The 26,007-nt window shown below is 64.4% G+C and carries 14 protein-coding genes and 1 pseudogene; 6 read left to right on the top strand and 9 right to left on the bottom strand.

The features are described from left to right. Position 1: 1 nt before the first annotated feature. From PMI02_RS03160 to PMI02_RS03150, 3 genes are read right to left on the bottom strand one after another with little or no spacing between them, the layout of a single operon-like run. Positions 2 to 1,012 (bottom strand): SMP-30/gluconolactonase/LRE family protein, encoded by a 1,011-nt coding sequence (locus PMI02_RS03160; protein WP_007678605.1) that lies wholly within the window; start codon positions 1,010 to 1,012, stop codon positions 2 to 4. Continuing rightward, a complete protein-coding gene (locus PMI02_RS03155) occupies positions 1,009 to 2,112 on the bottom strand; it encodes a Gfo/Idh/MocA family protein (protein ID WP_007678603.1) in 1,104 nt (367 codons plus the stop codon). The genes PMI02_RS03160 and PMI02_RS03155 overlap by 4 nt, the downstream gene beginning before the upstream one ends. A 26-nt stretch (positions 2,113 to 2,138) precedes the next feature. After that, on the bottom strand, positions 2,139 to 2,414 hold the full coding sequence (locus PMI02_RS03150) for a helix-turn-helix transcriptional regulator (protein ID WP_007678601.1): 276 nt from the start codon (positions 2,412 to 2,414) through the stop codon (positions 2,139 to 2,141). A gap of 306 nt (positions 2,415 to 2,720) precedes the next feature. Between PMI02_RS03150 and PMI02_RS03145 the strand changes: the two genes are divergently transcribed. Beyond that, the gene (locus tag PMI02_RS03145) at positions 2,721 to 4,067 is read left to right on the top strand and encodes a GntP family permease (RefSeq protein WP_007678599.1); all 1,347 of its coding nucleotides are present in this window, start codon (positions 2,721 to 2,723) and stop codon (positions 4,065 to 4,067) included. Positions 4,068 to 4,080: 13 nt separating this feature from the next. Continuing rightward, positions 4,081 to 4,758 (top strand): FadR/GntR family transcriptional regulator, encoded by a 678-nt coding sequence (locus tag PMI02_RS03140; RefSeq protein ID WP_007678597.1) that lies wholly within the window; start codon positions 4,081 to 4,083, stop codon positions 4,756 to 4,758. Between the two features lie 19 nt (positions 4,759 to 4,777). On the opposite strand, the gene PMI02_RS03135 is transcribed toward PMI02_RS03140, so the two are convergent. After that, positions 4,778 to 5,260 (bottom strand): gluconokinase, encoded by a 483-nt coding sequence (locus tag PMI02_RS03135; protein ID WP_007678595.1) that lies wholly within the window; start codon positions 5,258 to 5,260, stop codon positions 4,778 to 4,780. A gap of 187 nt (positions 5,261 to 5,447) precedes the next feature. Here PMI02_RS03135 and PMI02_RS03130 point away from each other — a divergent pair, with 187 nt between their 5' ends. The 3 genes from PMI02_RS03130 to PMI02_RS03120 all read left to right on the top strand — a co-directional run bounded on the left by PMI02_RS03130 (position 5,448) and on the right by PMI02_RS03120 (position 14,688). Beyond that, a complete protein-coding gene (locus PMI02_RS03130) occupies positions 5,448 to 8,483 on the top strand; it encodes a glycosyl hydrolase family 28-related protein (protein WP_007678591.1) in 3,036 nt (1,011 codons plus the stop codon). 117 nt (positions 8,484 to 8,600) lie between these two features. Beyond that, entirely contained in the window at positions 8,601 to 11,558 is a 2,958-nt protein-coding gene (locus tag PMI02_RS03125) for a TonB-dependent siderophore receptor (protein WP_007678589.1), read from the top strand. Between the two features lie 76 nt (positions 11,559 to 11,634). Next, a complete protein-coding gene (locus PMI02_RS03120) occupies positions 11,635 to 14,688 on the top strand; it encodes a glycosyl hydrolase family 28-related protein (RefSeq protein WP_007678587.1) in 3,054 nt (1,017 codons plus the stop codon). 252 nt (positions 14,689 to 14,940) lie between these two features. Here the strand turns inward: PMI02_RS03120 and PMI02_RS03115 are convergent, their stop codons facing one another. The 5 genes from PMI02_RS03115 to PMI02_RS03095 form a co-directional block, all read right to left on the bottom strand. Continuing rightward, a complete protein-coding gene (locus PMI02_RS03115) occupies positions 14,941 to 16,548 on the bottom strand; it encodes a family 43 glycosylhydrolase (RefSeq protein WP_007678583.1) in 1,608 nt (535 codons plus the stop codon). A gap of 34 nt (positions 16,549 to 16,582) precedes the next feature. Next, the gene (locus tag PMI02_RS03110; protein WP_007678580.1) at positions 16,583 to 18,151 is read right to left on the bottom strand and encodes a beta-xylosidase; all 1,569 of its coding nucleotides are present in this window, start codon (positions 18,149 to 18,151) and stop codon (positions 16,583 to 16,585) included. A 238-nt stretch (positions 18,152 to 18,389) separates the two neighbouring features. Then, a complete protein-coding gene (locus PMI02_RS03105) occupies positions 18,390 to 19,853 on the bottom strand; it encodes a GH1 family beta-glucosidase (RefSeq protein WP_007678577.1) in 1,464 nt (487 codons plus the stop codon). Positions 19,854 to 19,889: 36 nt separating this feature from the next. Further along, positions 19,890 to 22,244 carry a TIM-barrel domain-containing protein gene (locus PMI02_RS03100; protein WP_007678574.1) on the bottom strand — a complete coding sequence of 785 codons (2,355 nt, stop codon included), beginning with the start codon at positions 22,242 to 22,244 and terminating at the stop codon, positions 19,890 to 19,892. An 88-nt stretch (positions 22,245 to 22,332) separates the two neighbouring features. Continuing rightward, a complete protein-coding gene (locus PMI02_RS03095; protein WP_007678573.1) occupies positions 22,333 to 25,071 on the bottom strand; it encodes a TonB-dependent receptor in 2,739 nt (912 codons plus the stop codon). Positions 25,072 to 25,186: 115 nt separating this feature from the next. On the opposite strand from PMI02_RS03095, the pseudogene PMI02_RS27850 reads away from it, so the two are divergent. Continuing rightward, positions 25,187 to 25,661 (top strand): annotated as a pseudogene (locus PMI02_RS27850) (fumarylacetoacetate hydrolase); the annotation flags it as partial. Positions 25,662 to 26,007 lie beyond the last annotated feature (346 nt).

Raw genomic sequence — 26,007 nt, 5'->3', positions numbered from 1 at the left:
CTCAGTTCGACGCCAGCTTGACCACGGCAAGGCTATCGGATGACGTCATGAACAGGCGGCTTCCAGAGGCCAGTGCGCAGTTGGCGACGGCCTTGCCGGTGCCAATCATGCCCAACAGCCTGCCATCGGCCGAGCAGACGTGGACACCGCCAGGACCAGTCGCGAAGACGTCGCCGGCGGAACCGACCTTAATACCGTCGGGGAGGCCCGGGAGGCCGATGTCGTATTCGGGCCGCATATCGCGGAACATGCTGCGACCGGTAGGCATGCCACGGCCATCGAGTGTGTAGGCCAGCACTTCGGGCCGCTTCTCGTCGGACAGCGCGAGATACAAGGTCCGCTCGTCCGGCGAAAGCGCAACGCCGTTGGGTCGGCGATTGGTTCGGTCCAGCAGTGTCACCTTGCCTCCAGGCAAAAGGCGATAGAGCCCACACCATGGCAGTTCGCGCAAAGGCGAATCGTCGCCATCGGCCAGACCATAGATTGGATCACTGAAGTAGATCGCGCCGGATGCCGCGATGCACAAGTCGTTGGGGCTGTTGAAGCGCTTTCCCTCGAATCGCTCCGCGAGCACGGTGCGGCGACGGGTGGCGAGGTCGACGCGGACAATCGCCCGCGAGCCGCTGTCCGCGCCGATCAAGCCCCCTTTGCCATCCAGCGCAATTCCGTTGAGGCCTGGCTCCCGGATGCCGGGGGGAACCGGCGTCTGGAGCCCGGATGGCGAGAGGAAGGGCGTTACTCCACTTCGCTCGCTCCAGCGGTGGACCACGTTGTTGCCCGGATCGCCGAACAGCAGGTAGCCGCCATCATCCGGAATCCAAACAGGGCCTTCCGCCCATCGAAAGCCGGTTGCCAGAACCTTCACCGGTGCATCGACTGCGACTATCCGGTCCAGCTCGGGATCGACGCGCCGGATGCCGCTGAAAGCTGCCGTCGAAGCCGGTTTTGCGACTGTTGCATCGACCAGCGTCAGTGCGGCCAGTCCGGCAAGCACCGCGCGGCGATCAATCATGTGGCAAGGCTCACGTGGGCGCGTTCTGCGGCGGATCGGTAGATCGCCTCGATTACCCGCATGTCGGCAAGCCCCTCCTCGCCCGGTACGATCGGAGTCGCTCCGGTGAGAATGCATTCCGCAAGGTGATCGAGTTGGCCCGCGAACTGGTTATTGGCCGGAGCCGGCAAGGTTCGCGGCGCGGAGACGTCGTCCTTGCGGATAGTCATGGCCTGTCCCACGTATGGCGTCGCGGGGTCCATAGCGATCCATCCGCGCGTCCCGATCACGCGATAGGAGTTATGCGCGGAACTGTAGCTCGATATGCAGTTCGCTTCGATGCCTGATGGGAAGCGCAAAAGGAAACTGATGCGGTCCTCCACGGTACGGAAGCGCGGGTCGGAGCGATCGGTCGATTCGATGGCGCTGACCTCTACCGGCTCCTCGCCAGTGAGGTAACGCGCCGCGTTCAAGCTGTATATGCCGATATCCATCATCGAGCCGCCGCCCGCCAGCGGCCGGTCCAGCCGCCATTGCCCCGGCTTGATGGAAAACCCGTGCTCCGCCGTAACCAGGCGAGTCGGGCCGACGTGGCCGCCGCGTGACAGTTCGATCGCCAACCGGTTGTAAGGCTCGAAGCGCGAGCGGTAGCCGATCATCAGTTTGGTGCCGGCCACACGGCAAGCGGAGATCATCGCCTCGCACTCGGCCACGGAAGTTGCCATGGGCTTTTCGCACATCACGTGCTTGCCCGCCTTCGCTGCGCGAATGGCATATTCTGCGTGAAGGCTGTTGGGCAGAATGACGTACACCGCGTCGATGTCCGGGTTGTTCCGGATCCGATCGAAGTCGGCATAACTGTAGCGGTGCGTCCGGGGGATGCCGTACTCGGCGCCGTACTGGTCGAGCTTTGCAGGCGTCCCGCTCACCAACGCGACGAGTCGCGCCTGCTCGCATTGCGCGAAGTTGGGCATGATCTGCCGCGTGGCATAGGAGCCGAGCCCGACGACCGCGTACCCGATCTTGCGGGTGGCGCCAAAAGCGCGCGGCACGCCGATACCTGCCAGTGCAAGGCCTGCCCCCAGGCCGCCCAGAATCTCGCGCCGTGAACCCGATGTCATCACGCTACTCCCGTGCCTTGATAGACTCAGAGCGATGAGGCCCACGCCGGACCGCCCGCGACGACAGCCACCTGGGTGCGGTTGCGCACGTTGAGCTTGCGCATGAGCGCGGTCATGTGGACCTTCACCGTCGCCTCGGCCATACCCAATTCGTAGGCGATCTGCTTGTTCAGAAGGCCCGAACGCACGCATCGCAGCACTTTTAGCTGCGTTGGAGTGAGGTGGGGCGGCTCGGCCGACGACTGGCGCGCCATCGCGTCCTTAGCGGCGGGGACTGCACATAGATCTGCAACGAGGTGCATCTCTTTCTCCCTAACATGACCCAGCTTGAAGCGCAGATCAGGTGAGACCTGCCGCGCCGAGTTCGTTGTGCCAGTGATAAGGGAATCAGTCTGACAGGTTCAAGCAAAATCTCATCCTAGACACTAATTCTTCTAGAACATCGCGAGCGGCAAGCTATAACCTGTCCAACAGATTTCGAGATCGGCCTGCCGACACAACGAGAATCGCGACCCAGGGGAGAGGACCGGAATGGCATTGTCATTTCATCGAGTGCGGCCAAAGGAGCCGCGAACGGCCTACGGCCATGCGGGGAGGCTTCGCGGCCTATGACCCCGGAAGACTACCGTCTCGTCGTGTCCGCCGTCGCGGGAATCGCACTGTCGATTTTTCTCATCGTCCGCGGACGGCTCCACCCGTTCGTGGGCCTGCTGTGCGGCGCATTCACGGTCGGCCTGCTGGCCGGTATCCCGTTGGATGAAACGGTCAAGTCCGTGGAAAAGGGCGCCGGGTCCATCCTCGGCGGCACCGGCCTTGTGGTCGCACTCGGCCTTGGACTGGGCGCAATGCTGCAATTGTCCGACGGTGCAGGCGGCCTGGCGCGCGCGGCGCTGCGCCTTTCTGGCGTGCGCGGCGCACCTTGGGCAAGCCTGTTCACCGCCCTGCTGGTCGGCTTGCCCCTGTTCTTCGAGACCGGACTGGTGCTGCTGCTGCCAATTGTCGCCTCCGCCGCCGCGGCCCTGCCGAACGGGCAGAACGACGATGCGTCCAAACTGCGGCTGATGCTTCCCGCCCTGGCGGGACTCTCGGTCGTCCACGCGCTCGTCCCGCCGCATCCTGGCCCGCTGCTTGCGGTTGACGCCCTCGGCGCCAGCCTGGGGCTCACCCTTTTGTACGGCCTCCTGGTCGGCATCCCGACAGCGATCATCGCGGGGCCGTTGCTGGCGCGCTTTACCGCGCGCGGCGTGAAACTGAGCCCGCCCCTGCTTGCCCCGGCCAAGGTGGAAGTGAACGCACCTTCGGTCGGTCGCGCGTTGACGGCCGTCCTGCTTCCGGTCGTGCTCATCGCCGCCGGACAGGCCGTTGCGCTCGCGCCGCCTGCGGTCACCGCAAGCCTGCGCTGGATCAGCTGGGTAAGTGATCCGGTCGTTGCGCTGCTCGTCGCCAATCTCGCTGCCTTGCCGCTGCTGTTCGGCCACAAGCTGGGCGACCGCCACATTCAGGGGGAGATTTGGACCGAGGCGATGACTCCGGCCGGTAGCATTCTGCTGGCGATCGGTGCCGGCGGGGCGCTGAAGCAGGTGCTCGTGACGGCAGGGCTTTCGGACATGCTGGTGCGGCTGGCAGATGGGGGGGGCGTTTCGCCGCTGGTGCTGGCCTGGGGCGTTGCCGTCTGCATCCGTCTTGCGACCGGTTCGGCTACGGTCGCCACCATTACGACGGCCGGCGTCATGAGCGGGCTCGTCAAGGCGTCGGGCGTCGAGCCGGAGTGGATGGTGCTGGCGATCGGCGCGGGCTCGCTGTTCTTCTCGCACGTGAACGACCCGGGATTCTGGCTGGTGAAAAGCTATCTTGGCACCGACATGCCGGGCACGTTTCGCACATGGTCGGTCATGGAGACCGTCGTTGCCGTCGTCGGTCTTCTGCTGGTGCTTGCCGCAAGCAGCGTCTTCTAACAAAGGGCATCCGATGAACCAGACGCGGCTATCCGATCACGCCTATGCGAGCATCGTCGAGATTATCAAATCTCGCGAATTGGAGGTCGGTGCTCGCCTCCCGGCCGAGTCGCGGTTGGCCGAGATGTTCGGGGTATCGCGGGCGATCGTGCGCGAAGCGCTGGTCCGGCTGGCATCGGACGGGATCACCGAGGCGCGGCGAGGCGCGGGCTCGTTCGTCAAAAGTCGGCCTTCGGAGCGACTAGCCGCGTTCATGCCGCTATCGGAGCTGCCCTCGACGCTAGGCAGTTACGAAGTACGGTTCGTGTTGGAAGCGGAAGCCGCTCGGCTGGCGGCCACGCGCCGGACGTCGCAGGAAATGGCACATGTTGAGGAAGGCATGGAGCGCCTGCGCGCGGCCCTCCTCTCCAACGCACCCGCGCATGCCGAGGATATGGATCTGCACCGTCGCATCGCCGCGGCGACTGGTAACCCAGCGTTTCTGATCGCTTTCGATGCGCTGTGGTCCGATGTCGAGAGGATCATGCGCGCAGGGGTCGATATCTCGCGGTCCCGCCCCCCGGAAGTAATCGCCACCATGCTGCGCGAGCACGAGATCGTGGTCGGTGCCATCCGCGCCCAGGATCCGGAAGGCGCGGCGCTGGCGATGCGCTGGCACTTGTGGGAAGGCCGGCGACGGCTGATGCCGTGACCAGTCGGCGAATGGAGGTTCAGACCTTCAGCCAGCCGAGCACGGCGTCGCGTAGAGCTCCGGGCGCCTTGTCGGCATCGAGAGTGATCGCCGCCTCTTCACGCAGCGGCCGCTCCAACGTGGCAAGCTGGCTGTCCAGCAGACTGGCCGGCATGTAGTGCCCCGGCCGGTTTCCCAGCCGCGCCAGCAAGTGTTCGCGGCTGTTCTCCAGAAAGGCGAACCGCACGGGAAGGCCAATCGCCGAGCGCAGCTGGTCACGGTAGGCCAACCGAAGGGCCGAGCAGGCCAACACCGCCACGCCATGCCGTTCGATTGCCTCTACGGCGGCCTTGCCCACTCGGTCGAGCCAAGGCCAGCGATCGTCGTCCGTCAACGCCTCGCCGCCGCGCATTTTCTCCACCGCTTCCGGGGAATGGAAACTGTCGCCTTCGAGGAACGGGCAATCGAGCGCCTCGGCTAGCAGGGCGCCCAGCGTCGACTTTCCGCAGCCGCTCACACCCATCACGACGATGGCATTGGGAACAGCAGGATCGGGGCGAAATGCAGGCAAACCGGATGTCCTCGCTGGCGTTATGTCCGTGCCTATAGAGACGCCTGCGAACGCTTGGGAACTACGACCTTTGTCGCAAGTGCCATGCGGAGCCATCCGTTTTAGCGAAGGGCCGCAAGACAAAGACAGGGAGGCAGCAATGATCGGGCGCGCTGGATTGGTGGCGATTCTGCTGGGCGCGACCGCCCTCGCTACGCCCTACGAGGCCAAGGCGACGGGACAGTCGGTTTTCCCCGTCGCTCCTGATGAACCCGGCGCCGTGACCGTGCAGGCCCGCGGCGATGGTACGGCCGACGATACCGCCGCGATCCAGCAGGCGTTCGACAAAGCGCGCGATGCGACGGGTCACGGCATCGTCTTCCTGCCGTCTGGGACCTATCGCATCACCCACAGCCTGATCATACCGGCCGGCGTGCGTGTCTACGGGATCGGCCCCACCCGCCCGACCATCCTGCTCGGCGCGCGCACGCCGGGCTTCCAGAAAGGCGTATCGACGATGATCGTCTTCGCGGGCGACGACCAGTACGCGGTTGGCAAGGTCCCGGTGCCCGTTCCCACCATCGTGCCGCGCGACAAGGTGGTGCGCGACGCCAATTCCAGCACGTTCTACTCGGCGATGAGCAACGTCGACATCGAGATCGGCGCGGGCAATCCCGCTGCGGCCGGTGTGCGCTTCCGCCTCGCACAGCATGCGTTTCTCAGCCACATGGACTTCCGCCTCGGCACTGCCTTCGCGGGCGTCTACCAGGCCGGCAACGTCATCGAGCACGTCCATTTCCACGGCGGCCGCTATGGCATCGTGACGGAGAAGACCTCTCCGGCCTGGCAGTTCACGCTGCTCGATTCCAGCTTCGACGGCCAGCGCGACGCCGCCATCCGCGAGCATGAAGTCGGCCTCACGCTGGTCAACGTCTTGATACGCGACACACCGGTCGGGATCGAGGTCGATCGGGGTTACGGCGATTCGCTATGGGGCAAGGACGTACGCTTCGAGAACGTCAGCCGGGCGGGCGTGCTGATCTCGAACGAGAAGAACGTCTTCACCCAGATTGGCTTCGAGAACGCGCTGGCGGCGAACACTCCCGTCTTCGCTCGGTTCCGCGACAGCGCCCGGACCGTGACGGGCAAGGGCGCGGCGTACAAGGTTTCGGCATTCTCTTATGGCCTCGCCTTGCCTGCTCTCGGTCAGATGGGAGACTACGCCACCGAAGCCGAGATCGAAGGCCTGACGGCTATGCCCGCACCCCGCACGCCCGCGGTCCGCGACCTGCCGCCGATGGCGCAGTGGGTGAACGCGCGGACGCTGGGCGTTACGGGGGATGGCAAGGCGGACGACACCGCAGCCATCCAGCGCGCCATCAATAGCAACCGCGTGCTCTACTTCCCCGCCGGCTTCTACAGAGTGACCGACCGACTGAAGCTGCGACCCGACAGCGTGCTGGTCGGCCTGCACCCCGCCATGACGCAGTTCTACATACCCGACGATAACCCCGGCCACGCAGGCCTGGGCTCCGTGGTGCCGATCATCGAAAGCCCCCGCGGCGGCGACAACATCCTGTCGGGGCTCGGCCTGTTCACCGGCCGCGTGAACCCGCGCGCCTCGGCGCTGCTCTGGCGCTCGGGCGCGAACAGCCTGGTCGAGGACGTCAAGATCATGGGCGGCGGCGGCACACCGACGGCGGACGGCAAGCCGCTTGGCTCGCTCTCGGCGCGCAGCGGCGACCCGGTGGCGGACGGCCGGTGGGATGCGCAGTATCCCAGCATCTGGGTGACCGACGGCGGCGGCGGCACGTTCGCCGACGTGTGGAGCCCCAACACGTTCGCGCAGGCCGGTTTCACCGTCACCAATACGAAAACCCCCGGCCACGTCTACGAGATGTCGGTGGAGCACCACGCCCGCAACGAATTGGTGCTCGACAACGTCGAGAACTGGGAGTTCCTCGCGCCCCAGACCGAGCAGGAAGTGGGCGACGGGCCGGATGCGGTGTCGCTGGAGATCCGCAATTCGCGCAACCTGCTATTCGCTAACTATCACGCCTACCGCGTGACCCGCAGCTACCACCCGGCGAAGAGCGCGGTGAAGCTGTTCAATTCCGCAAATATCCGGTTCCGCAACGTCCACGTGAACGCGGAGAGCGGCTACGCCAGCTGCGACGACGAAGGGTGCGGCACGTTCCTGCGCGCCAGCAAGTACCCGTTCGACAATGCGGTCGAGGACGTTTCCCAAGGTCTCCTCGTGCGCGAACGCGAGTTCGCCCGCCTGGACGTCGGCCCGGCAGTCAGGGGTACTTCCCCTCCAGCCCCGCCCGCCGGGCCGGAGATTAAGAAGCTGGCGGACGGATTCTGGTCGATCTCGGGCGCGGCCGTCGATGCGAAGGGTTCGCTCTACTTCATCGACCGGCGGTTCCAGCGCATCCACCGGTGGAGTGAGGCTAAAGGGCTGGAGGTCGTGCGTGACAATGCGCTCGATCCGGTAAACCTGGCGGTCGACGCCTCGGGCCACCTGTTGGTGCAGTCCTCGCTCGGCGCCAAGGGGGGCGTTTATTCCTTCGATCCCGCGGGCCCGCTCGACCAGATCACCGTGATCCAGTCGACCTCGGCGCGATCGCAGTCGAGGGCGCGTACGCTGCTGCCTGTGAACTGGTGGAACAACGGCGAATTCCGCGACCAGCTCGATCCGAAGACCTATGAGTTCACCACTCTTTCGGAAATGTTCGCCCGCGATGCAGGGGCTGCGAAGGAGCGGGAATACGTCTCGCCCGACGGCAGCCTCTCCTTGCCCGCGTTTCGCGTGTGGCAGCAGGGTTCTGCGGACCACGTCGGCTGGCGCTGGTCGGACAGCCTTAACGCCAACGGCTTCGTAAGCGGAAAACCGGGCGGGCGTGTCTATGTGACTAACGCCTCGGAGAACGTGACCTACAGTGGACTGATCGGGGCCAAGGGCACGCTGGCCGCCCTCAAACCGTTCGCCAATCGCGGCGGTGAAAGCGTGGCGGTAGACAAACAAGGCCGCGTCTTCGTCGCCAATGGACAGGTGTTCGTCTATGCACCGGACGGTTCCGCGCAAGGTCGCATCGACGTGCCCGAACGGCCGCTCCAGATCCTGTTCGGCGGGGCGGACGGTGGCACCCTGTTCGTGCTCACCCATCATGCGCTTTATGCCACGCGCCCCTGACCTACGACCTAAGTGGTAAGTGTAGTGAGAGCGCTCGCAGGATAACTAGACGACAACGCCCGGTGGGCACGGCCGAGTCCAAAAAAGGGCGGCCGGATATGTGAAGGGGAAGGATCGATGAGAAACACCAACACCGTTCATCGCCAGCGCGCGGGCGTCAGCCTCGCTGCGCTGGTCCTGGTCGCGCTTTCGGGCACAGCACAGGCGCAAGACGCGGTTACGCCGCCACCCACCCCGGAACCTGCCGCCGAGGCTCCTTCCGCCGCCGAGATTGTGGTCACCGGGTCGCGCATCACGACCAGCGGCTTCAACGCGCCGACGCCGACCACCGTGATCGGCGAAGCGCAGATCAACGCCAACGCGCAGCCCAACATCTTCGCCACGATCGCGCAGTTGCCATCGCTCCAGGGCTCGACAGGCGCATCGACCGGCACCTTCAGCACGTCGAGCGGGCAGCAGGGCCTCAGCTCCTTCTCGCTGCGCGGACTACAGCCGATCCGCACATTGACGCTGCTCGACGGCCAGCGCGTCGTCGGCGCCAACGTCACCGGCGTACCGGACATCAGCATGTTCCCGCAGCTTCTGGTCAAGCGCGTCGACGTGGTTACCGGCGGCGCCTCCGCCTCCTACGGGTCGGACGCGGTGGGCGGCGTCGTCAACTTTATCACCGACACCCATTTCGAGGGCTTCAAGGGCAACATCCTGGGCAGCATCACCAAGTACGGTGACGATGAGACCGCACTGGTCCAGGGCGCTTGGGGCAAGTCCTTCCTCGACGATCGCCTGCACGTGGTTCTAAGCGGCGAATACGACCACGAGGGAGGCGTCGGCGCGGGTGATTTCGGCACCGATCTGGCCGGCAGCCGCGACTGGTATCGCGCTTCTACGCTGATGAACACCGGCCAGACCAACAACGGCCTGCCGCAGTTCAACTACCGCGACTACGCGCAGCCCTACCAGTACGCGCGCTACGGGCTGATCAACAACGGCCCGCTGCAGGGCATCGCCTTCGACGCTAACGGCGCGCCCTACAACTTCGACTACGGATCGAACGGCCAGCCGCTCGGCAACGGGCAGGTCAGCAACTGCTACCGCGGCAACAGCTTCTGCGAGGGCGGCGATCTGACCGGCGCACCAGGTTCGGGCGCCTCGCTCAAATCCCAGCTGGAACGCATCAACGGCTACGGTCGCATCGGCTACGACTTCGCAGACAACAACGAAGCCTACGTCACCGTCAACATCGCGCAGGTGAAGACCAACAACCAGCCTAGCCCGGCCTACAACCGCTCCTCGCTAACCGTGCAGTGCGCCAACCCCTACCTGCCGCAATTGGTGCGCGACCGCTGCGCCGCGGCCGGGATCACCAGTTTCGGATTCGGCACCGCCAACGCCTCGTTTCCCGATCCGCGCGTCTATACCGACCGCAAACAGTATCGCTTCGTCGGCGGATTGAAGGGCGAATTCAAGGCGGCCGGGACCGACTGGAAGTACGACGCCTATTACGAGCACGGCATCACTATCTCGGACATCAACGTCCGCGATATCGTGCTGCAGAACCGCTACGTGGCGGCAACCAATGCCATAGCTCTGAATGGCTCGATCGTCTGCGCCGACCCGGTGGCCCGCGCAAACGGGTGCCAGCCGATCAACATCTTCGGCAACTTCGCGCCTTCCGCCTCGGCCATGGCCTATATCGCCCCGCACGACAACGGGCCGTTCCAGCATACCAAGCTGACGCAGGACGTCGCCAGCGTGAACTTCTCGGGCAATCCCTTCGATTCCTGGGCGGGTCCGGTGTCGGTGGCGTTCGGTGGTGAGTATCGCCGCGAATTCTACCGTGTGAATGCCGATCCCTACGGCGCGGGCGTCTCCGACATTAGCCCCAACAGCCAGGACTATCCGGCCGACCCGCTGCTCAACTCAACGCTGGGTAGCAACTGGGCGGCAGGCAACTACAAGAACGGCCGCGGCAAGTACGAAGTCTACGAAGGGTACGTCGAAGTCGACCTTCCGCTGCTCGACAGCGAAACGATCGGCCGCGCCAACCTCAACGGCGCGGCGCGTGCCACCCACTACAGCACGTCAGGCACCGTGTGGACCTGGAAGGTCGGCGGTACCTGGGACACCCCGCTCGACGGCGTCCGCCTGCGCGCGGTCACCTCGCGCGACGTGCGCGCGCCCAACCTCTCGGAACTGTTCGCCGCACCGACGGTAACCACCGTGCCGAACTTCAACGATCCTTTCAGCAACCAGGCCGTGCAGATCTTCCAGAACACGGTCGGCAATCCCGCCCTCCAGCCCGAAGTCGCGCGCAATACCGAACTGGGCGTGGTGCTGTCGCGCCCGTCGTGGCTGCCCGGGCTCAGCCTGTCGTTCGACTACTACCACATCAAGCTGGACGGCGTCGTGTCGACCCTGTCCGCCGACCAGATCGTGCGCTTTTGCTTTGACGGAAACCAGGCGTTCTGCGGCGGCTTCCAGCTGGACGGCCCGCAAGGCACCAACTTCGTCAACGTCCAGCCGTTCAACCTCGCCTCCTGGAAGACCAGCGGGTTCGATATCGAGGCCAGCTACCAGTGGCAGCAACCGCTCGGCCTGCCCGGCAGCTTCACCGTCCGTGCTCTGGCGACGCACATCCAGAAGTTCATCGTCAGCGCCGGCATCGCGGGCGTCGACCCCGTCGACCAGGCGGGCAACAACACGGGCGCCACGCCCGACTGGAAGTGGCTGGCCATGCAGAGCTACGACAGCGACCGCTTCAGCCTGACCGTCCAGGAACGCTGGTTCAGCGACGGCACTTTCGGTAACCAGTACGTGGTGTGCCAGACGAACTGCCCGGCATCGACCGGCAACCACCCGACGATCGATTACAACAAGATGAAGGGCGCCTTCTACGTCGACATCGGCGCGACCCTGAAATTTGGCGAGCACCTTCAGCTCTACGGCAAGGTCGACAACCTGTTCGACAAGGACCCCGTGGCCTCGCCGCAGACCAACACCGGGCTTGACGTCAATCCGGCGCTTTATGACACGCTCGGGCGCATCTACCGTGCCGGTATCCGTTTCACTTTCTGACCCTATTTCGATCCTATCCCTCACGACTGTCCTAGCCTTGCGGCCGGGACATTTTTTGCCTTTCGGAGAGCATCACATGACACGCGGACACCTCGCAGCCTGCACGGCGGTCCTGGCCCTGCTCGCAGCAGCCCCGCTTTCGGCCTCGCCCTCCGTCTACACCGCAGCACCCGACGAACCCACCGCGATCACCGTCACCGGCAAGGGCGACGGCCGCGCCGACGATACCGCCGCAATCCAGCAGGCGATCGACAGGGCGGCGGCGGGCCCGGCCGACAAGGGCAGCGGCGGCGGCATCGTCTTCCTGCCCACCGGCACCTACCGCATCACCCGCACCCTGTTCCTGTGGCCGGGGGTGCGCATCTTCGGCATCGGCGAGAAGCGCCCGGTCATCGTGCTCGGCGCGAAGACACCCGGTTTCCAGCGCGGAATCGGCCACATGCTTGTCTTCGCAGGCTCCGAGCGTGAACGCGACGCCAAGGACTCAAAGGAAATTGCCTTCCCGCCGCCCGGCAGCGTGCCGTTCAACAAGAACGTGGCCGATGCCAACCCCGGCACGTTCTACTCCGCGCTCGGCAACGTCGACTTCCGCATCCTGGACGGCAACCCCGCTGCCACCGCGATCCGCTTCCACTCCGCACAGCACAGTTTCGTCAGCCACGTGGACTTCGACATCGGCTCGGGCTTGGCAGGGCTCTACCATGTCGCCAACGAGGCGGAGGACCTGCACTTCAAGGGCGGTCGCTACGGCATTTTGGCCGAAAAGACGTCTCCCGCATGGCCCTTCGCCCTGGTCGACGCCACCTTCGAGGGCCAGCGTGACGCCGCCATCCGGGAACATGAAGCGGGCATGACCCTGCTCAACGTGACGATCCGCGACACGCCCGTGGGTATCGAAATCGATAAGGGCTACGGCGACTGGTTGTGGGGGCAGGACGTGCGGTTCGAGAACGTCTCGAAGGCGGGCGTAATCATCTCGAACGAGAAGAACGTCTATACACAGATCGGCTTCCAGAATGCCGTTGCGTCCAATACCCCCGTCTTCGCGCGCTTGCGCGAGAGCGGCCGTACGGTGGCGGGAAAGGGCGCGAAATACGCCGTCGCTTCCTTCACCCACGGCCTGACGCTCCCTGCCTTGGGCCAGATGGGCGAGTACAGGACCGTGATGGCCGCCGAGCCGCTCGCCGCCCTCCCCGCCCCGTCCGCGCCCGTGATCCGCGCCCTGCCGCGAGTGTCGGACTGGGCCAGCGTGCGCAGCCTCGGCGCGAAGGGGGATAACCGGACCGACGATACCGCCGCGATACAGAAGGCGATCGACACCCACCGCGTCGTCTACTTCCCCGCCGGCTTCTACACCGTCAGCGACACCCTGCGCCTGCGCCCCGACACCGTGCTGATCGGCCTTCACCCAAGCCTGGCCCGCATCGTCCTGCCGGACGGCACTCCAGCGTGGCAAGGCGTCGGCGCGCCCAAGGCGCTGGTCGAAAGCGCGACCGGCGGTGACGCCATCGTCGCAGGGATCGGCCTCGACACCGGCGGAGTGAACACCCGCGCGACCGGCCTGCTTTGGAAAGCGGGCGCGAAGTCCATGGTCAACGACGTCAAGTTCCAGAACGGCCACGGGACCAACGCCTTCGACGGCACCCGCATCGATCCCTACAACAACAACGCCACCGCCGACCCAGACGCGGCGAAGCGCTGGGATGGCCAGTACGCCAGCCTGTGGGTCACGCAGGGCGGCGGCGGCACGTTCGCCAACGTCTGGAGCCCCAGCACTTTCGCCAACCCCGGCATCCTGATCTCCGACACGCAGACGCCCGGGCGCCTGATCCAGGCATCGGTCGAGCACCACGTCCGCACCGAGATCAGCCTCAACCGCGTCTCCAACTGGGAACTGCTCGCTCCGCAGACCGAGGGCGAAGCGGGCGAGAGCGGCGACGCGGTATCGCTGGAAATCCGCAACTCCAGCAACATCCTCGTCGCTAACTTTCACGGCTACCGCGTCACTCGCACGCGCAAGGCCGCACCCAGTTCGGTGACGCTCTACAATTCGCACGACATCCGGTTCCGCAACGTGCACGTCAACGCCGAGAGCGGCGTGGGCACTTGCGACGAGAACGGCTGCGCCACCTTCCTGCGCCTGGCCAAGTTTCCGTATGAGAACTCAGTGCGCGATGTGACCCACGGCATCGATGTGCGCGAACGTGAATTCGCGGTGCTCGACGTTCACGCCGATCCCGCCCCGGTCGCCGCCGTGACCTTCCAAAGCGCTAAGATCGTGCAGGTCGCCAATGGTTTCGATTCGATCGGCGGCGCCGCAGTGGACAAGGCAGGTAAGCTCTACTTCATTGACCGCCGCTTCCAGCGCATCTGGAGCTGGTCGGACGCCGGCAAGCTGGAGATCGTCCGCGACGCGGCGCTCGATCCGGTGAACCTGACGGTAGACGCCTCGGGCGACCTGCTGGTGCTGTCCTCGTTCGGGCGCAACGGCACCGTCTATAGCGTGAAACCCGGCGCACCCGACACGCAGGTCACCGTGATTGCGCCCACTCCAGTTTCTCCCGGTCAGGCCGCCACCGTGCTGCCCGTCAATTGGTGGAACAACGGCGAATTCCGCGACCAGCTGGACACGAAAACCTACGAATTCACGACGCTGGCGCAGATGTTCGCGCGCGACATGGCCGTGCCCAAGACGCAGCAATACGTCTCGCCCGACGGCAGCGTCGCGCTTCCCGCCTCGCGGGTCTTCGCACAAGGGCCGGTTGACCATCGCGGCCTGCGGTTCTCGGACTCGCTCGACACCTACGGATTCGTCCAAGGCAAGCCGGGCGACACGGTCTTCGTCACCAATAGCTCGGAAAACCGCACTTACAGCGGCGTCGTCGGGCTGGGCGGTACCCTCACCAACCTCAAGGTCTTTGCCGAACGCGGGGGCGAAGGCGTGGTGCGGGATGCGCAAGGGCGTGTCTACGTCGCCAATGGGCAGGTCTTCGTCTTCGCGCCGGACGGCAGGGAAATCGGCCGGATCGATGTTCCGGAACGCCCGCTGCAGCTTGTGTTCGGTGGCTCCGAGGGGAAGACTCTGTTCGTGCTGACTCACCACGCGCTCTATGCGGCTCACATCGACTGAGGAACGCCGTGACACGCCAAATCAAACGGAGCGACGCATCGAGACTTTGCTTTGTGTACGCGCTGATAGATTAGCTGCGCCCACTCATGCGCAAGGATGCGGGCATCGCGTTATCGTTGCGCGTGAACGTCGTTCGTCCTGCCTCCGGACGCGGCAAACCGGCCGGCGATTTGATGAGTTGGCGCACCGCCTCTTCAGGAGGAGGAATCGGAGACGGTGCGCCTTTGACCGCCGCTTGCGCAGCGCGGACGATCAAACAGTGAGAGCTTGATACCTAAAGTCGCGCAGCTTCGCCGTGCTCGTGCCAGCGGCGTAGATGCCAAAGCGCAAGCTGAGGAAACCGCCGAAAACGTTGTGATGGATGCCCGAAACTTCCATGCGAGTGCCGTGGCGCTGCCATGTGCGGCCTTCGTCATAGGAATAATGGTAGGTCACGACATTCTCGTCATTGGTGACGCGCAGCCGCACGGTGTGCGTCTGGTGCGCCACCGCCGCCCACGGCAGTTCTTCGGAATACTCGTAGATCTTCAGCTTCTCGGGCGTGAAGCCGAGGCCGACGAACGCCTTGTGGTTGTAGAACAGCAGAACGCCCGCCTCTCCATCGCCGCTGAGGTCGATCGACACTTCCGCCTCGTAGCTGCGATCGCCGACCAAGCAGGTCAGCGGTGAGGAATCGGCGGGCGACGTTCCGCTACCAACGATCACGAGACCGCCTCCTTCGTACCGCGCACGCTCTGCCTGGCCGCTCTTGGGCGCATGGAAGCTCCATTGCACGCCCATGCGGTCCTTGGCGAAGTCGTCAGACAGCGCGGGGGCGGAAGCACTGGGCTTGCCGCCTTTCGGCTTAGGCAGCGGCAGCGACAAATCGCCACCCTTGGCCCGGAACCAACCGTCCGACGTCCACTCGATCGGTTCCAGCAGGGTCTGGCGTCCGAGCGTACGCATGCCGTTCTCGTAGCCGTGGTAGACCATCCACCAGTCGCCCGCGGGGCCCTCGACCAGGGTGGCGTGCCCGCGCGACCACCAGGGCTCGCCGGTGCTGACGGTGCGAACGAGCGGATTGTGTGGGCAATGCTCCCAAGGCCCATGTACAGAGCGCGAGCGGGCCGCAATCACCATGTGTCCGGTCACCGGCCCGGCAGTACCTCCGATCGCGGTCACCAGGTAGAACCAGCCGTCCTTGCGCAGCAGCTTGGGTCCCTCGGGCGCGAAATTCTCCACCACCCAGTTTTCCGGGTAACGCCAGGGATCGTAAGCCTGCTCCAGCTTGCCGTCGGTGGCAAGGCCATCGTCGGTCAGGCGGATCTTGCGGATGCCGTTGGTGAAGAGGTAGCGTTTGCCGTCCTCGCCCACGACGTGGCCAGGATCTATGCTGCCGTATATCTTGAGGTCGATTGGCTCGCTCCACGGGCCAGCGATGTCATCGGCCCAGATGACGAAAATCGACCAGCCGGTGCCCTTGGGGTCGGCGGGGATGTAAATGAAGTAGCGGTCATCGTGCTTGACGAGATCCACTGCCCAGATCGTGCCGAGGTTCCGGTGCAGCGCCGGGCCGACCGGCGCCCAGTTGACGAGGTCGGTCGAGCTCCAGATCACGAGTCCCGGGTAGGAATCGAACGACGAGAACGTCATGTAATAGGCGTCACCGTCCTTCAGGATCGTGGGATCCGGGTGATCTCCGGCGACGATTGGATTGCGATAGAGCCCGTTTCCGAGATCCGCTTTGCGCCGACCGTCGGCACCGGCGGCCCACTGGGGCCGGTCGGCGCTCGGCCTGCCGGTCGTCAAAGCCTTCGCAAGTGACGGCACTGCCGCCCCGGCCAAAGCTCCCTGGAACATCGTACGGCGCGATATGGTCAAGACACGGTCCTCGTTGTTGATCGTTGCCGCATGGTCATTTCGCCGCGGGCTCGAGCGTGACGAGCGCTACGTCGTTGCTGCGCATGGGCACCTCCACCGTGGCGGTGCCATCCTTCCCCGCGCGCACGACCTTCTCCTGCTCCGGCCGGTCCGCCGTCTCGCGCTGGAGCTGGGCCAGCTGCCCTGCGCTTAGCGAGGCAGGCATGCCCATGTCGATGTAAGACGAAAGCGGGTCGTTCAGCCGGTAGCCGGTCTTGCGGACCTGCAAGCGATAGCTCCCCTTGGCGACATGCTCGAAGCGGATGGTCACCGGCCTGCTCGCCGTCGCGGGGACCTGCCGAGTGTAGAACGGCTTGTTGCTGAGGTTTTGCACCGGCTGCTGGAAATCCCAGACCAGTGCAGATATCCCCTTCCCATCGATCGCCGCCATGGACTGCCCGTCACCGGTAGCAAGGCTCTGGCCTTTGATGGCGTTGAGGTACTTGTAAGCGAACCATGCAGGCTTGCGGATACCCTCGCGGTTCATCAGGCCGAAGCCGCCGTGGAACGGGGTGGGCGGCGGCCCTGGTTCTTCGAACAGGTCGGTATAGGCCCAGTAGCTCATGCCCTGCGCCAATCCCTGCGTCGCCTTCAGTTTGCTGAGGATGTATGGCGCGCTGATGTAGCTGTCGTGCACGAAGTCGCGGGGGGTGTAGCTGGTGCTCCACTCGGTGAAGTACAAAGGGATACCAGGGAAAGCCGAGGCTTGGATTTCACCGCGTACCTTGCGCACGTCGCCGACGATCGCATCGGGCGAAGGCGAAAGCTTGGTGTCCTGCTTGCCCTGCTCGTCAAGAAAGCCGCCGTCTACGCCGTAGGTATGCGTGGCCACGAAATCGACTGGCAGCTTGTTGTCGGCTGCGTACTTGAGAAACTGCGGCACCCAAGCGGCCCCCGCGGTCGCAGGGCCGCCGACCCGCAGCTGCGGATCTATCGCCTTGATGGTCCGTATCGTGTCGCCGTAAAGTCCGAAGTACGCCCCCTGGTCCGCCTTTTCCCAGAACCCGTCGAGGTTTGGCTCGTTCCACAGCTCGAAGTACCAGCTGCGCACTTCCTCTTCGCCGTAGCGCTGGCGCACGTGACGAACGAAGGCATCGACGAGGTTGCGCCACATGACCGGATCGGGATGCGAGGTATTGCCCTTCCAGTAGAAGAGCTGCTGCTCGGACGTGCGCATGGCCGCAGGCGTCCAGCCAAGTTCGACGAAGGGGCGGATGTTCCTCGCGAGCAGGCCGTCATAAAGCGTGTCAAGCTTCGTCCAGTCGTAAACGATCTGGCCGTCGACCTTTCGCACGGTGCCCAGCACGTCATGGAAAACGTCGTGGAAGCGGATGTACCGGAAACCGAGCTCGTCAGACGCGGTCTTAAGCGGGGCCTGGCTGTCCGGGCGGATAAGCGTCCCAGGATAGTCCGAGCCGACAGATAGATCGAAAAAGCGGTCAACCGGGCCAGTAGGTGCGGCGACGTCGATGACGATTTCCCGCTTTTCCTCGGAGGCGATTGCCAAAGCCGGGCATACCAGTGCTGCCGCCATCGCCGTCGCCGCCATTCCGATCAGTCGCATTGTCTTGCCTCCACGACGGCAGCGTTGATGTTAGCGCAATCATTTTCGGTCACAATGCTCTTCCTTCAAATCAGGTGAAATCCGTGCAGTATGTCCAGTCCTCGCTTCAGACACAGGCCGCGCCCGATCAGGTGCCGAAGGAGGCGAGGCGACAGCCGCTGCCACCGCGGCCACGCCGGCAAGCATCTTTTACCGGCTGATCGCAGCCTTGCCCAAGTTTGCTCGACCGCTCACCGCGTCATACCAGCCTGTTGGTGCGGATCAGTTCGCGGTACCAATCAGCACTCAGCTTAGGCGTGCGCTTCTGGGTCTTGAAGTCGACGTGGTGGATGCCGAACAGCTTGGTGTAGCCGTCTTCCCACTCGAAATTGTCCATCAGGCTCCACAGGAAATACCCCGCGATGGGATAGCCCTCGCGCGCCGCGCGCTGGAGATGCGTCAGGTAATTGCGCAGGTACATCACGCGGTCGGCGTCGTAGACCTTGCCATCCTGCGCCACCGGGTCGTCTGCCGAGCAGCCGTTCTCGGAGATGTAGAGCTTCTTCGGCTTCCACAGCTCGCTGACGGTGCGCACGCCCCAGTACAGCGCCTCGGGCCCGACGTAGAGCCAGGGCGAGGCCATGCGCGGGGAGTTGGGCAGGTGCGGCAGGATCTCATAGCCAGAGGACGTGTCCGCGGCGCGCACGTAGTTGGGCGTGTAGATGTTGAGCGAGACGAAATCGAGCGCGCTCCCGATCGCCTTCATGTCGCCGTCCTTCACCTTGGGCGCATCCTTGCCCTGAGCGGCGAGGTAGCTGTCGGTGTAACGGCCCTCCATGATCGCGGTGAGGAACATGGCGTTCTCTTCGCGCATGGCCTTCTTGGTCGCCTCGATGTGCTCGGACGTCTCGATGGCGGGGACGAAAATCGTCGCGTTGTCCGCGAGGCCAACCTGCGTACCCGCCTTCGCGGCCGCGCGGATGGCCTGCACGCCGAGCCCATGGGCCAGCACGCCGTGGTGGCGCACCTGGTTGACCTGGTCCATCGGCAGCTTGAGGCCCGGCGCCTTGCCGCCGGTCATGTACGACAGGTCGGTGAAGCAGCGCAGTTCGTTCACCGTCATGATGTGCTTCACGCGGTCTGACACCTTGCCCGCCATGTAGCCCGCGTATTCGGCAAAGGCATAGGCGGTGTCGCGCGACTGCCAGCCATCCTGCAGGCCGGTCGGCAGGTCCCAGTGGAACAGCGTCATGTGCGGCTCGATGCCGGCCGCCAGCAGTCCGTCGATCAGGCGGTTGTAGTAGTCGAGGCCCTTCTGGTTCGGCTTGCCCCTGCCGCTTGGGAAGATGCGCGACCATGCGACCGAGAAGCGGTACGCCTTCGCGCCCAGCGCCTTGAGCAGTGCGATATCATCGGCATAGCGGCGGTAGCTGTCGCACGCGACGTCGCCGGTGCCGCCGTCGATGGTCTTACCGGGGGTGTGCGAGAACACGTCCCAGTTGGTCTCGCCGCGACCGTCCTCCCTAACCCCGCCCTCGATCTGATAGGCCGCAGTGGCGCAGCCCCAAAGAAAGTCGCCCGGGAAGGACAATGCATCGGCTGCTCCGCCGGTCGAGACGCCGGCTGCGGGCATCTGCGCCGCGGCGCCGCGGCCACCGAGCGCAGCGCCCAGGGCGGCCGCACCAAAGCCCATGCCGAGCTGGCGGCGGTTGATTCCGGTCATTGGTCGTGTCTCCCTGAAGTGCTGCGCGCGAGGGGCCTATTGCCCGCCCATGACCTTGACGAGGCCGTTCAGCGACTGCCCCGTTGACAGCGGCTGCCGGCTGGTGAGCTTGCCGCTGGCATCGTCCCAGACCAGTTCGGCCTTGCGGCCGCCCCTTCCACGGTAGGCATTGGTGGTGCCGTCGTCGTCATAAAGCGTGAACGTCGCATTCGCGCCCGGATAGACGCGGATGCTCTCGATCGCCTGCTTGCTCGCCGTGCTCTGCACCTGCGCGCCGAGCGGTACGATCGAGCCCGCCCGGACGAACACCGGGATACGCTCGATCGGGGCGTCGGCCTCGATGGTCTGCCCGCCTTCGTAGCGGCGGTTGGTCCAGTAATCGTACCAGGCGGTGCCGGCGGGAAGGTAGACAGACTTCTTCGTCTGCCCCTGATCGGTCACCGGGGCGACGAGGAACGCCTTGCCCAGCATGTACTGGTCGCCGATCGTCGCCACCTTGGGATCGTTCGGGAAGTCCATGAACAACGCGCGCATGAACGGCGCGCCGGTTTCATACGTCCCGCGTCCCAGCGAGTAGAGGTAGGGAATCAGCGCATAACGCAGGCGCAGGTTCTCGGCGAGGATCGGCTCCGCCGCCTTGCCGTATTCCCACAGCGCGGTGCCAGGGCGCTGCCCGTGGATGCGCAGCGTGGGCGTGAAGACGCTGTACTCGAACCAGCGCACGAAGAGTTCGGGGTAGTCCGCGTAATCCGGCGCCATCGCCTTCGCGCCCGTCGGATCGACCAAGATCGGGTTCGCGGCCTTGGGGCCGCTCGGATATTGCCAGCCGCCGATGTCGCTGCCCCAGTAGGCGAGGCCCGATGCGGTGAAGCCGAGGCCCGTCGGAACCTGACGCTTGAGCGCATCCCAGGTCGAACGCACGTCCGAGGACCAGAACAGCCCGCCGGTTCGCTGCGAACCCAGATAGGCTGCGCGCGACAGGATCAGGTTGCGGAAGTTCGGGCGGTCCCGCGCCGAACCGTCCGCCACGCCGCTCGTATGCACCAGCGGGAAGAGGTTGTGATAGCGGTCGCCCGAGCCGATCGAATAGAAATAGCCGTCCGGCACCAGGTCGGGCTCGGTCTCGTCGAGCCAGAACCAGTCGAAGCCCTCGGCCGCGATGTTGTCGCGCAGTTTGCCCCAGAACCACTCGCGCGCTTCGGGATTGGTGCTGTCGATCAGCGCGCCTGCGCGGTCGAAGCGGACCGGCAGGCCGTCCACCGACTTGCCGTCCTTGTCCTTCAGCAGCCAGCCCTTGGTGTCGAGCATGTCGAAGTAGCGCGATTCTCGCTCGAAACGCGGCCATACGCTAATGATCGAGCGCATGCCCATGGACTTGAGCTGGTCGTTCATCGCCTTGGGATCAGGGAAATAGGTCCGGTCGATGTCCAACTGCCCCATGCGCGACCAGTAGAACCAGTCGAGCACCATTACGTCGATTGGCAGATTGCGCTGGCGATAGCCCTGCGCGATGTCGAGCAGTTCCTTCTGCGTTTCGTAACGCGCCTTGCTCTGGATCAGGCCGAACGCGGCCTTGGGCGGCAGCGGCGTCTCGCCCGTCAGCTTCGCGTAGCCGGCGTAGAGTTCGTCTGTGGTCTTGCCGGTGATGACGAAGAACGAAACGCGTTCACCCACCTGCGACTGGAAGCGAGTGCTGCCGTGCAGGCCTGGCCAGACGTTGGTGCGTGCGGGGTTGTCCCAGACGATGCCGTAGCCCTTGTTGGTGACCATGAACGGCACGCAGACCGTCTCGCCGGCGGGCGCGTCGTAGTTGTGGGCGCAGTCGATCTGGCGACCCTTGAGATCAAGGGTGCCTTCCTGGTTCTGCCCGAGGCCGTAGTAATGCTCGTCGGCGGGCGAATCGAAGGACGCTCCCATCTTGAAGGTCTTCTCGCCGTTGACGGTGACGGGGGCCATTTCCCAGCCGGTCATCTTCGTCAGCAGAGTTCCGTCCGCCGCCTTGACCGAGATGCTGACCGGCGGCAGCGACGGAGCAAAGTAGCGCTCCATCATCGTGGGCGCAGACGGATAGGGCTTGGCATCGACCGTCAGCGTCAGCGCCGAAGACACGAAGATGTCGCCCGATGCGTCGACCCGGTGCGACCAACCAGCGGCGTCGGACTTCGCGTTCGGCCCCTGCCCGGGAGCCGCGCTTGCCAGCGCCGGGTCGAGCGCGATCGTCACGCGCACTATGTTGGGGGCATAGGGCTCCACCGCCACGCGGCTGCCGTTGCGGTCGAGCAGTGCCATCGGTTCGGCCAGAGCCGCTCCCGCACTAAGCGCCGCCCATGAGAGGCCCAGTGCCAGCGCGCCCCTGCGCACGATTCCCTTGGCCATCGCCTTGCCCTTCATATCCATTGCTCCCTTCTGCCACTCCCCACCACGACATTCGCGACGCCGCCCCGGAGGGAGACGCCGCGAACGGTCGGGAGGAGCGTTCTTAGAACGTAATGCGTGCCGTACCGCTGATGCGGCGATCGACATAGAGCTGCTCACGCGGACGGCTGGTCAGGCCGAAGTAGGTCGAACGCATCGTATTGGTCAGGTTGACCGCATCGATGGTGAACGCGAAGTTAGGGGTCACGTTGTAGGTCATCGAGGCATCGAGCTGGCCAAACGGCTTGTTGAAGATCGGCAGGTTGCCCGAACCGTTGCCAGAGGTCGTCTCGACGTACTTGCTGCGCCAGTTGTAGGCCACGCGCAGCGAGAACGGCCCCTTCTCGTACATGCCGACGAGGTTGTAGTTATACTTCGACAGCAGTTCGAGCGGCACGCTGATCGACGGCCCAGAGATCGCCGGGCTGGGCGCCTGCGAGTCCACGTACGTGAAGTTCGCCTGCATGCCGAGACCACTCAGCGGCCCCGGAAGGAAGTCGAAGAACTGCTGGTAGGCAGCCTCGAAGCCCTTGACTTTGGCGGTGGCGACGTTGTCGTACGAGGTCACGCTGTACGTGAACGTGCGGCCGTTATCGAAGGTGATGTCGCGGTCGGCGATTCCGGTCTGGATGTAGTTGGAGATGCGCTTGTAGAAGCCGGCCAGCGATACCGAACCCGTCCGCGAGAAGTACCATTCGATGGAAGCGTCGAAGTTCTTCGACTTCATCGGCTTCAGTTCAGGGTTGCCGCCCGAGACGTTGTGCAGTTCGTCTTCCTGCTCCCGGCCCGGCTGGATGATGGTGAGGCTGGGGTTCAGCTGGTTGAAGTTGGGACGCGCGATGTTCTTCGATGCTGCCAGGCGCACCTGCAGCGTGTCGGTCAGCTTGAGACGGACGTTGATGCTCGGCAGGAACGAGGTGTAGTTCTGGCCTGCACTGATCGGGTTGAACGCCGTCGGCCCCGAGATTTGCGTACCGTTGGGCAAGTCGACCAGCGAGGTCTGCTGATAGAACCCGGATACGTCCTGCTGCGTATGCACTACGCGCAAGCCGATGTTACCGTCGATCGGAAGGCCGCCCTGCGTTCCGAAGAACGCCGCAGCGTAACCCGCATAGGTCTTCAGGCCGATGCTGTTGGCGCCGCTCGGCAGGTATTGCGGAGTCCCGTCGATGCCCAGCACCTCACGGGTGCGGTCGTAGTTCTGAATGGTGTCGAGCGGGAAGGCAAGGAAGTCACCGAAGGTATCGCTCTTGCCGTAGAAGAAATCGCTCTGATCTACCACTGCAAGATCGGGGATGGAGGCCAGCCCAGTGTACCGGTAACCGGTGTCGATCGCGCTGTTCTTGCGATTGGCGAAACGCCCGCCCACCTTGACGGACTTCAGGAAGCCCCCGTCGAAAGCATATTCCGCATCGATCCGCGCGGTCGTGTCCTTGCCGACGGACTCGTTCAGGTTGTCGAGATAGAAGCCAGAAGTGTAAAGCGCCGGATCGGTCAGGCCATTGGGCGTCGTGATCGCGATTTCAGGGGTGCTGCGGCCGCCGATGTTCTCGTAGAATGTATCGACCGTCCCGCTCAGGCCGACGATCGAACGGAACGCCTTCGACGTCGACTTCACATGTTGCAGGTCACCCGTGACGGTCAGTCGATCCGTCGGGTGCCACTTGGCATTGAGCGAATAGTCCGTGGTGCGCGAATGGCGGCTGCCGAAGCTTGTGTAGTCGCCGATCGGCACGTTGGAGAACGTCCCGCTCTCGAAGTCGCCGTTCGCCCCGTACGTGAAGGGCGCACCCGGCGTCGGCGCGATGGAATCGGCGCCAGCCGATGCGAAGAAGATGTAGTCGTAGAAACCGAACTTGTAGTCGTTGCGGAACACTTCCGCCGTCAGTTCGAGCGTGTCAGTCGGGCGCCACTGAACCGATACGTCGGTGCCGAGGCGGCGGCGGTCGCCGTAGACCTTGCCGATGCCGGCACCGTGAGGCAGCGTCGTGACCTGACCGACCCGGCCAAGCGCCTGCGCGGTGGCGTAGTCGGTCGCGTTGACGGGATTGCCGTCCGAGCCGATGGAGTCGTCGAGCGTGTAGAACGGTTCGGTAGAAGTACGGTCCTGCCGGAAAGTGGTCTTCTGGAACGACACGCTGGCGAGGATGCCGATTTCGCCGATCCCAGTGTCCCAACGGTCGGACAAAAGCAGCGAGGCCGAGGGCCGGCTCTTGCCCGCTAGTTCGAAGTAGCTGTTGGTGACTGAACCCGCGACCTTCAGCCCCTTGAAGTCGAACGGCTTGCGGGTGCGGAAATTGATCGTACCGCTCAGCTGGTCTTCGGTAAGGTCGGCCGAAGGATTTTTGTAGACGTCGATCCCGCCGAGCAACTCGGAGGGAATGTCCTCCAGGCTCAGCTGGTTGGTACCGCTGGCCGTAAAGATGTCACGGCCATTGAGCTCGGTGCGGACCTGGGTCAGCCCGCGGATAGCGACCGAGCTTCCTTCACCATAGGTGCGCTGCACCTGAATGCCGGGAATGCGCTGCAAAGCTTCGGCGATGTTACGATCAGGCAGCTTGCCGATGTCTTCCGCGACGATCGAATCGACAATCTGCGGCGAGTTCTGCTTGATCGACTGCGCCGACTGAAGACTTGCGCGCACACCCGTGACAACGATGTCAGCGGCGGGCGCAGTTTCATCGTCCTGGGAAGCGCCATCGGACGCCGGGATCCCCGCATCCTGCGCAAAAACCGGTTGCACGAAGGATAGCCCGATGGCGGTGGAAGCAAGCAGAATGCGGCTCTTGACTCGGAAGTTCATTGGAAACCCTCTCCTGAACGTCAGCGCGTCGAAACTTGAGTCCCGATCACGATTAACGGATAGACAAGCGGCGTGTTATCGCTATCACACGCCGCTGTCGAGTTTTAGTTTATGGATGCCGGCAGATTTTTCTCGGAGTAATTGTTTTCCGTTGGATTTCGAGGCTGGCCGTTTTCTGGGACGGGTCATGACTGCCGATGGCCCACGTCCAATGCTGGTGGAAATGGCATCGCTTACGACATGGCGAAAGTTGCTCTCACCTATCCTAAGTCCGATCGACTTGAAGTGCGTTAAGGCATGAGGCGTCTCCTTCGCTTTATCGGCAATCGAACGGGTGATTGAGGGAAAGAGCGCGAGACGACGCGGCGGCCGCGGCCAGTATCCGCAGAAGGCTCCATGAACGAGTCGGAGGTTCGCTATGCGCGGTAGTGCCCGGATCGGGCGAAGCCGAAGTGCTCAAGCAGGCCTTGATTGAAGATAGGCTTTGGTCCCACTACCTGTAGGTCGCGATCGGTCCGGGCGCAGAAGTCGTCACCAAAGCTCCCGTGCTGGCAACCCTCGGCGCAGGCAACGAGATAGGCGGACGAAGTTGAGGCTCCACCGCTGATTGGGTAGCGGCAGCACAGGAGCTGTTGCTCTTGCGCCGATGGCGCGACGCCGGCTCCGCCTGCGTCGGACCGATGGCCAATCCGCGTACTGTGCTCGCCACGGCAAAGTACAGGTTCTAGGGACGCGAAAGCCGGGCTGCTCTGCGAGGGAGCCCGGCTTCATCGCATGCGCTACGCGCGCGGCTGCCGAACTCGATGCGATGGCCACTGGGCGTCTGCGGACGGATGTGGCACGTGATTCATATCCTGCTGGAATCGGCATCGGGCCACCTTCGGCGGTGAAGCCGAACGCCAGCGTCCCCGCGAGGCTTATGCCTTGCGGGGTGGT

Origin of the sequence: Novosphingobium sp. AP12 (assembly GCF_000281975.1) — a bacterium.
GTDB lineage: Bacteria > Pseudomonadota > Alphaproteobacteria > Sphingomonadales > Sphingomonadaceae > Novosphingobium.
Note: the sequence above shows the minus strand (reverse complement) of the source record. Positions and strands in the feature narration are given on the sequence as shown.

Bases quoted from the DNA above. Each gene is read 5' to 3' on its own strand.
- PMI02_RS03125 (WP_007678589.1), top strand. From the start codon at position 8,601: ATGAGAAACACCAACACCGTTCATCGCCAGCGCGCGGGCGTCAGCCTC.
- PMI02_RS03105 (WP_007678577.1), bottom strand. From the start codon at position 19,853: ATGACCGGAATCAACCGCCGCCAGCTCGGCATGGGCTTTGGTGCGGCC.
- PMI02_RS03110 (WP_007678580.1), bottom strand. From the start codon at position 18,151: ATGCGACTGATCGGAATGGCGGCGACGGCGATGGCGGCAGCACTGGTA.
- PMI02_RS03150 (WP_007678601.1), bottom strand. From the start codon at position 2,414: ATGCACCTCGTTGCAGATCTATGTGCAGTCCCCGCCGCTAAGGACGCG.
- PMI02_RS03120 (WP_007678587.1), top strand. From the start codon at position 11,635: ATGACACGCGGACACCTCGCAGCCTGCACGGCGGTCCTGGCCCTGCTC.
- PMI02_RS03155 (WP_007678603.1), bottom strand. From the start codon at position 2,112: ATGACATCGGGTTCACGGCGCGAGATTCTGGGCGGCCTGGGGGCAGGC.
- PMI02_RS03130 (WP_007678591.1), top strand. From the start codon at position 5,448: ATGATCGGGCGCGCTGGATTGGTGGCGATTCTGCTGGGCGCGACCGCC.
- PMI02_RS03135 (WP_007678595.1), bottom strand. From the start codon at position 5,260: ATGGGTGTGAGCGGCTGCGGAAAGTCGACGCTGGGCGCCCTGCTAGCC.
- PMI02_RS03140 (WP_007678597.1), top strand. From the start codon at position 4,081: ATGAACCAGACGCGGCTATCCGATCACGCCTATGCGAGCATCGTCGAG.
- PMI02_RS03100 (WP_007678574.1), bottom strand. From the start codon at position 22,244: ATGAAGGGCAAGGCGATGGCCAAGGGAATCGTGCGCAGGGGCGCGCTG.
- PMI02_RS03145 (WP_007678599.1), top strand. From the start codon at position 2,721: ATGACCCCGGAAGACTACCGTCTCGTCGTGTCCGCCGTCGCGGGAATC.
- PMI02_RS03160 (WP_007678605.1), bottom strand. From the start codon at position 1,012: ATGATTGATCGCCGCGCGGTGCTTGCCGGACTGGCCGCACTGACGCTG.
- PMI02_RS03095 (WP_007678573.1), bottom strand. From the start codon at position 25,071: ATGAACTTCCGAGTCAAGAGCCGCATTCTGCTTGCTTCCACCGCCATC.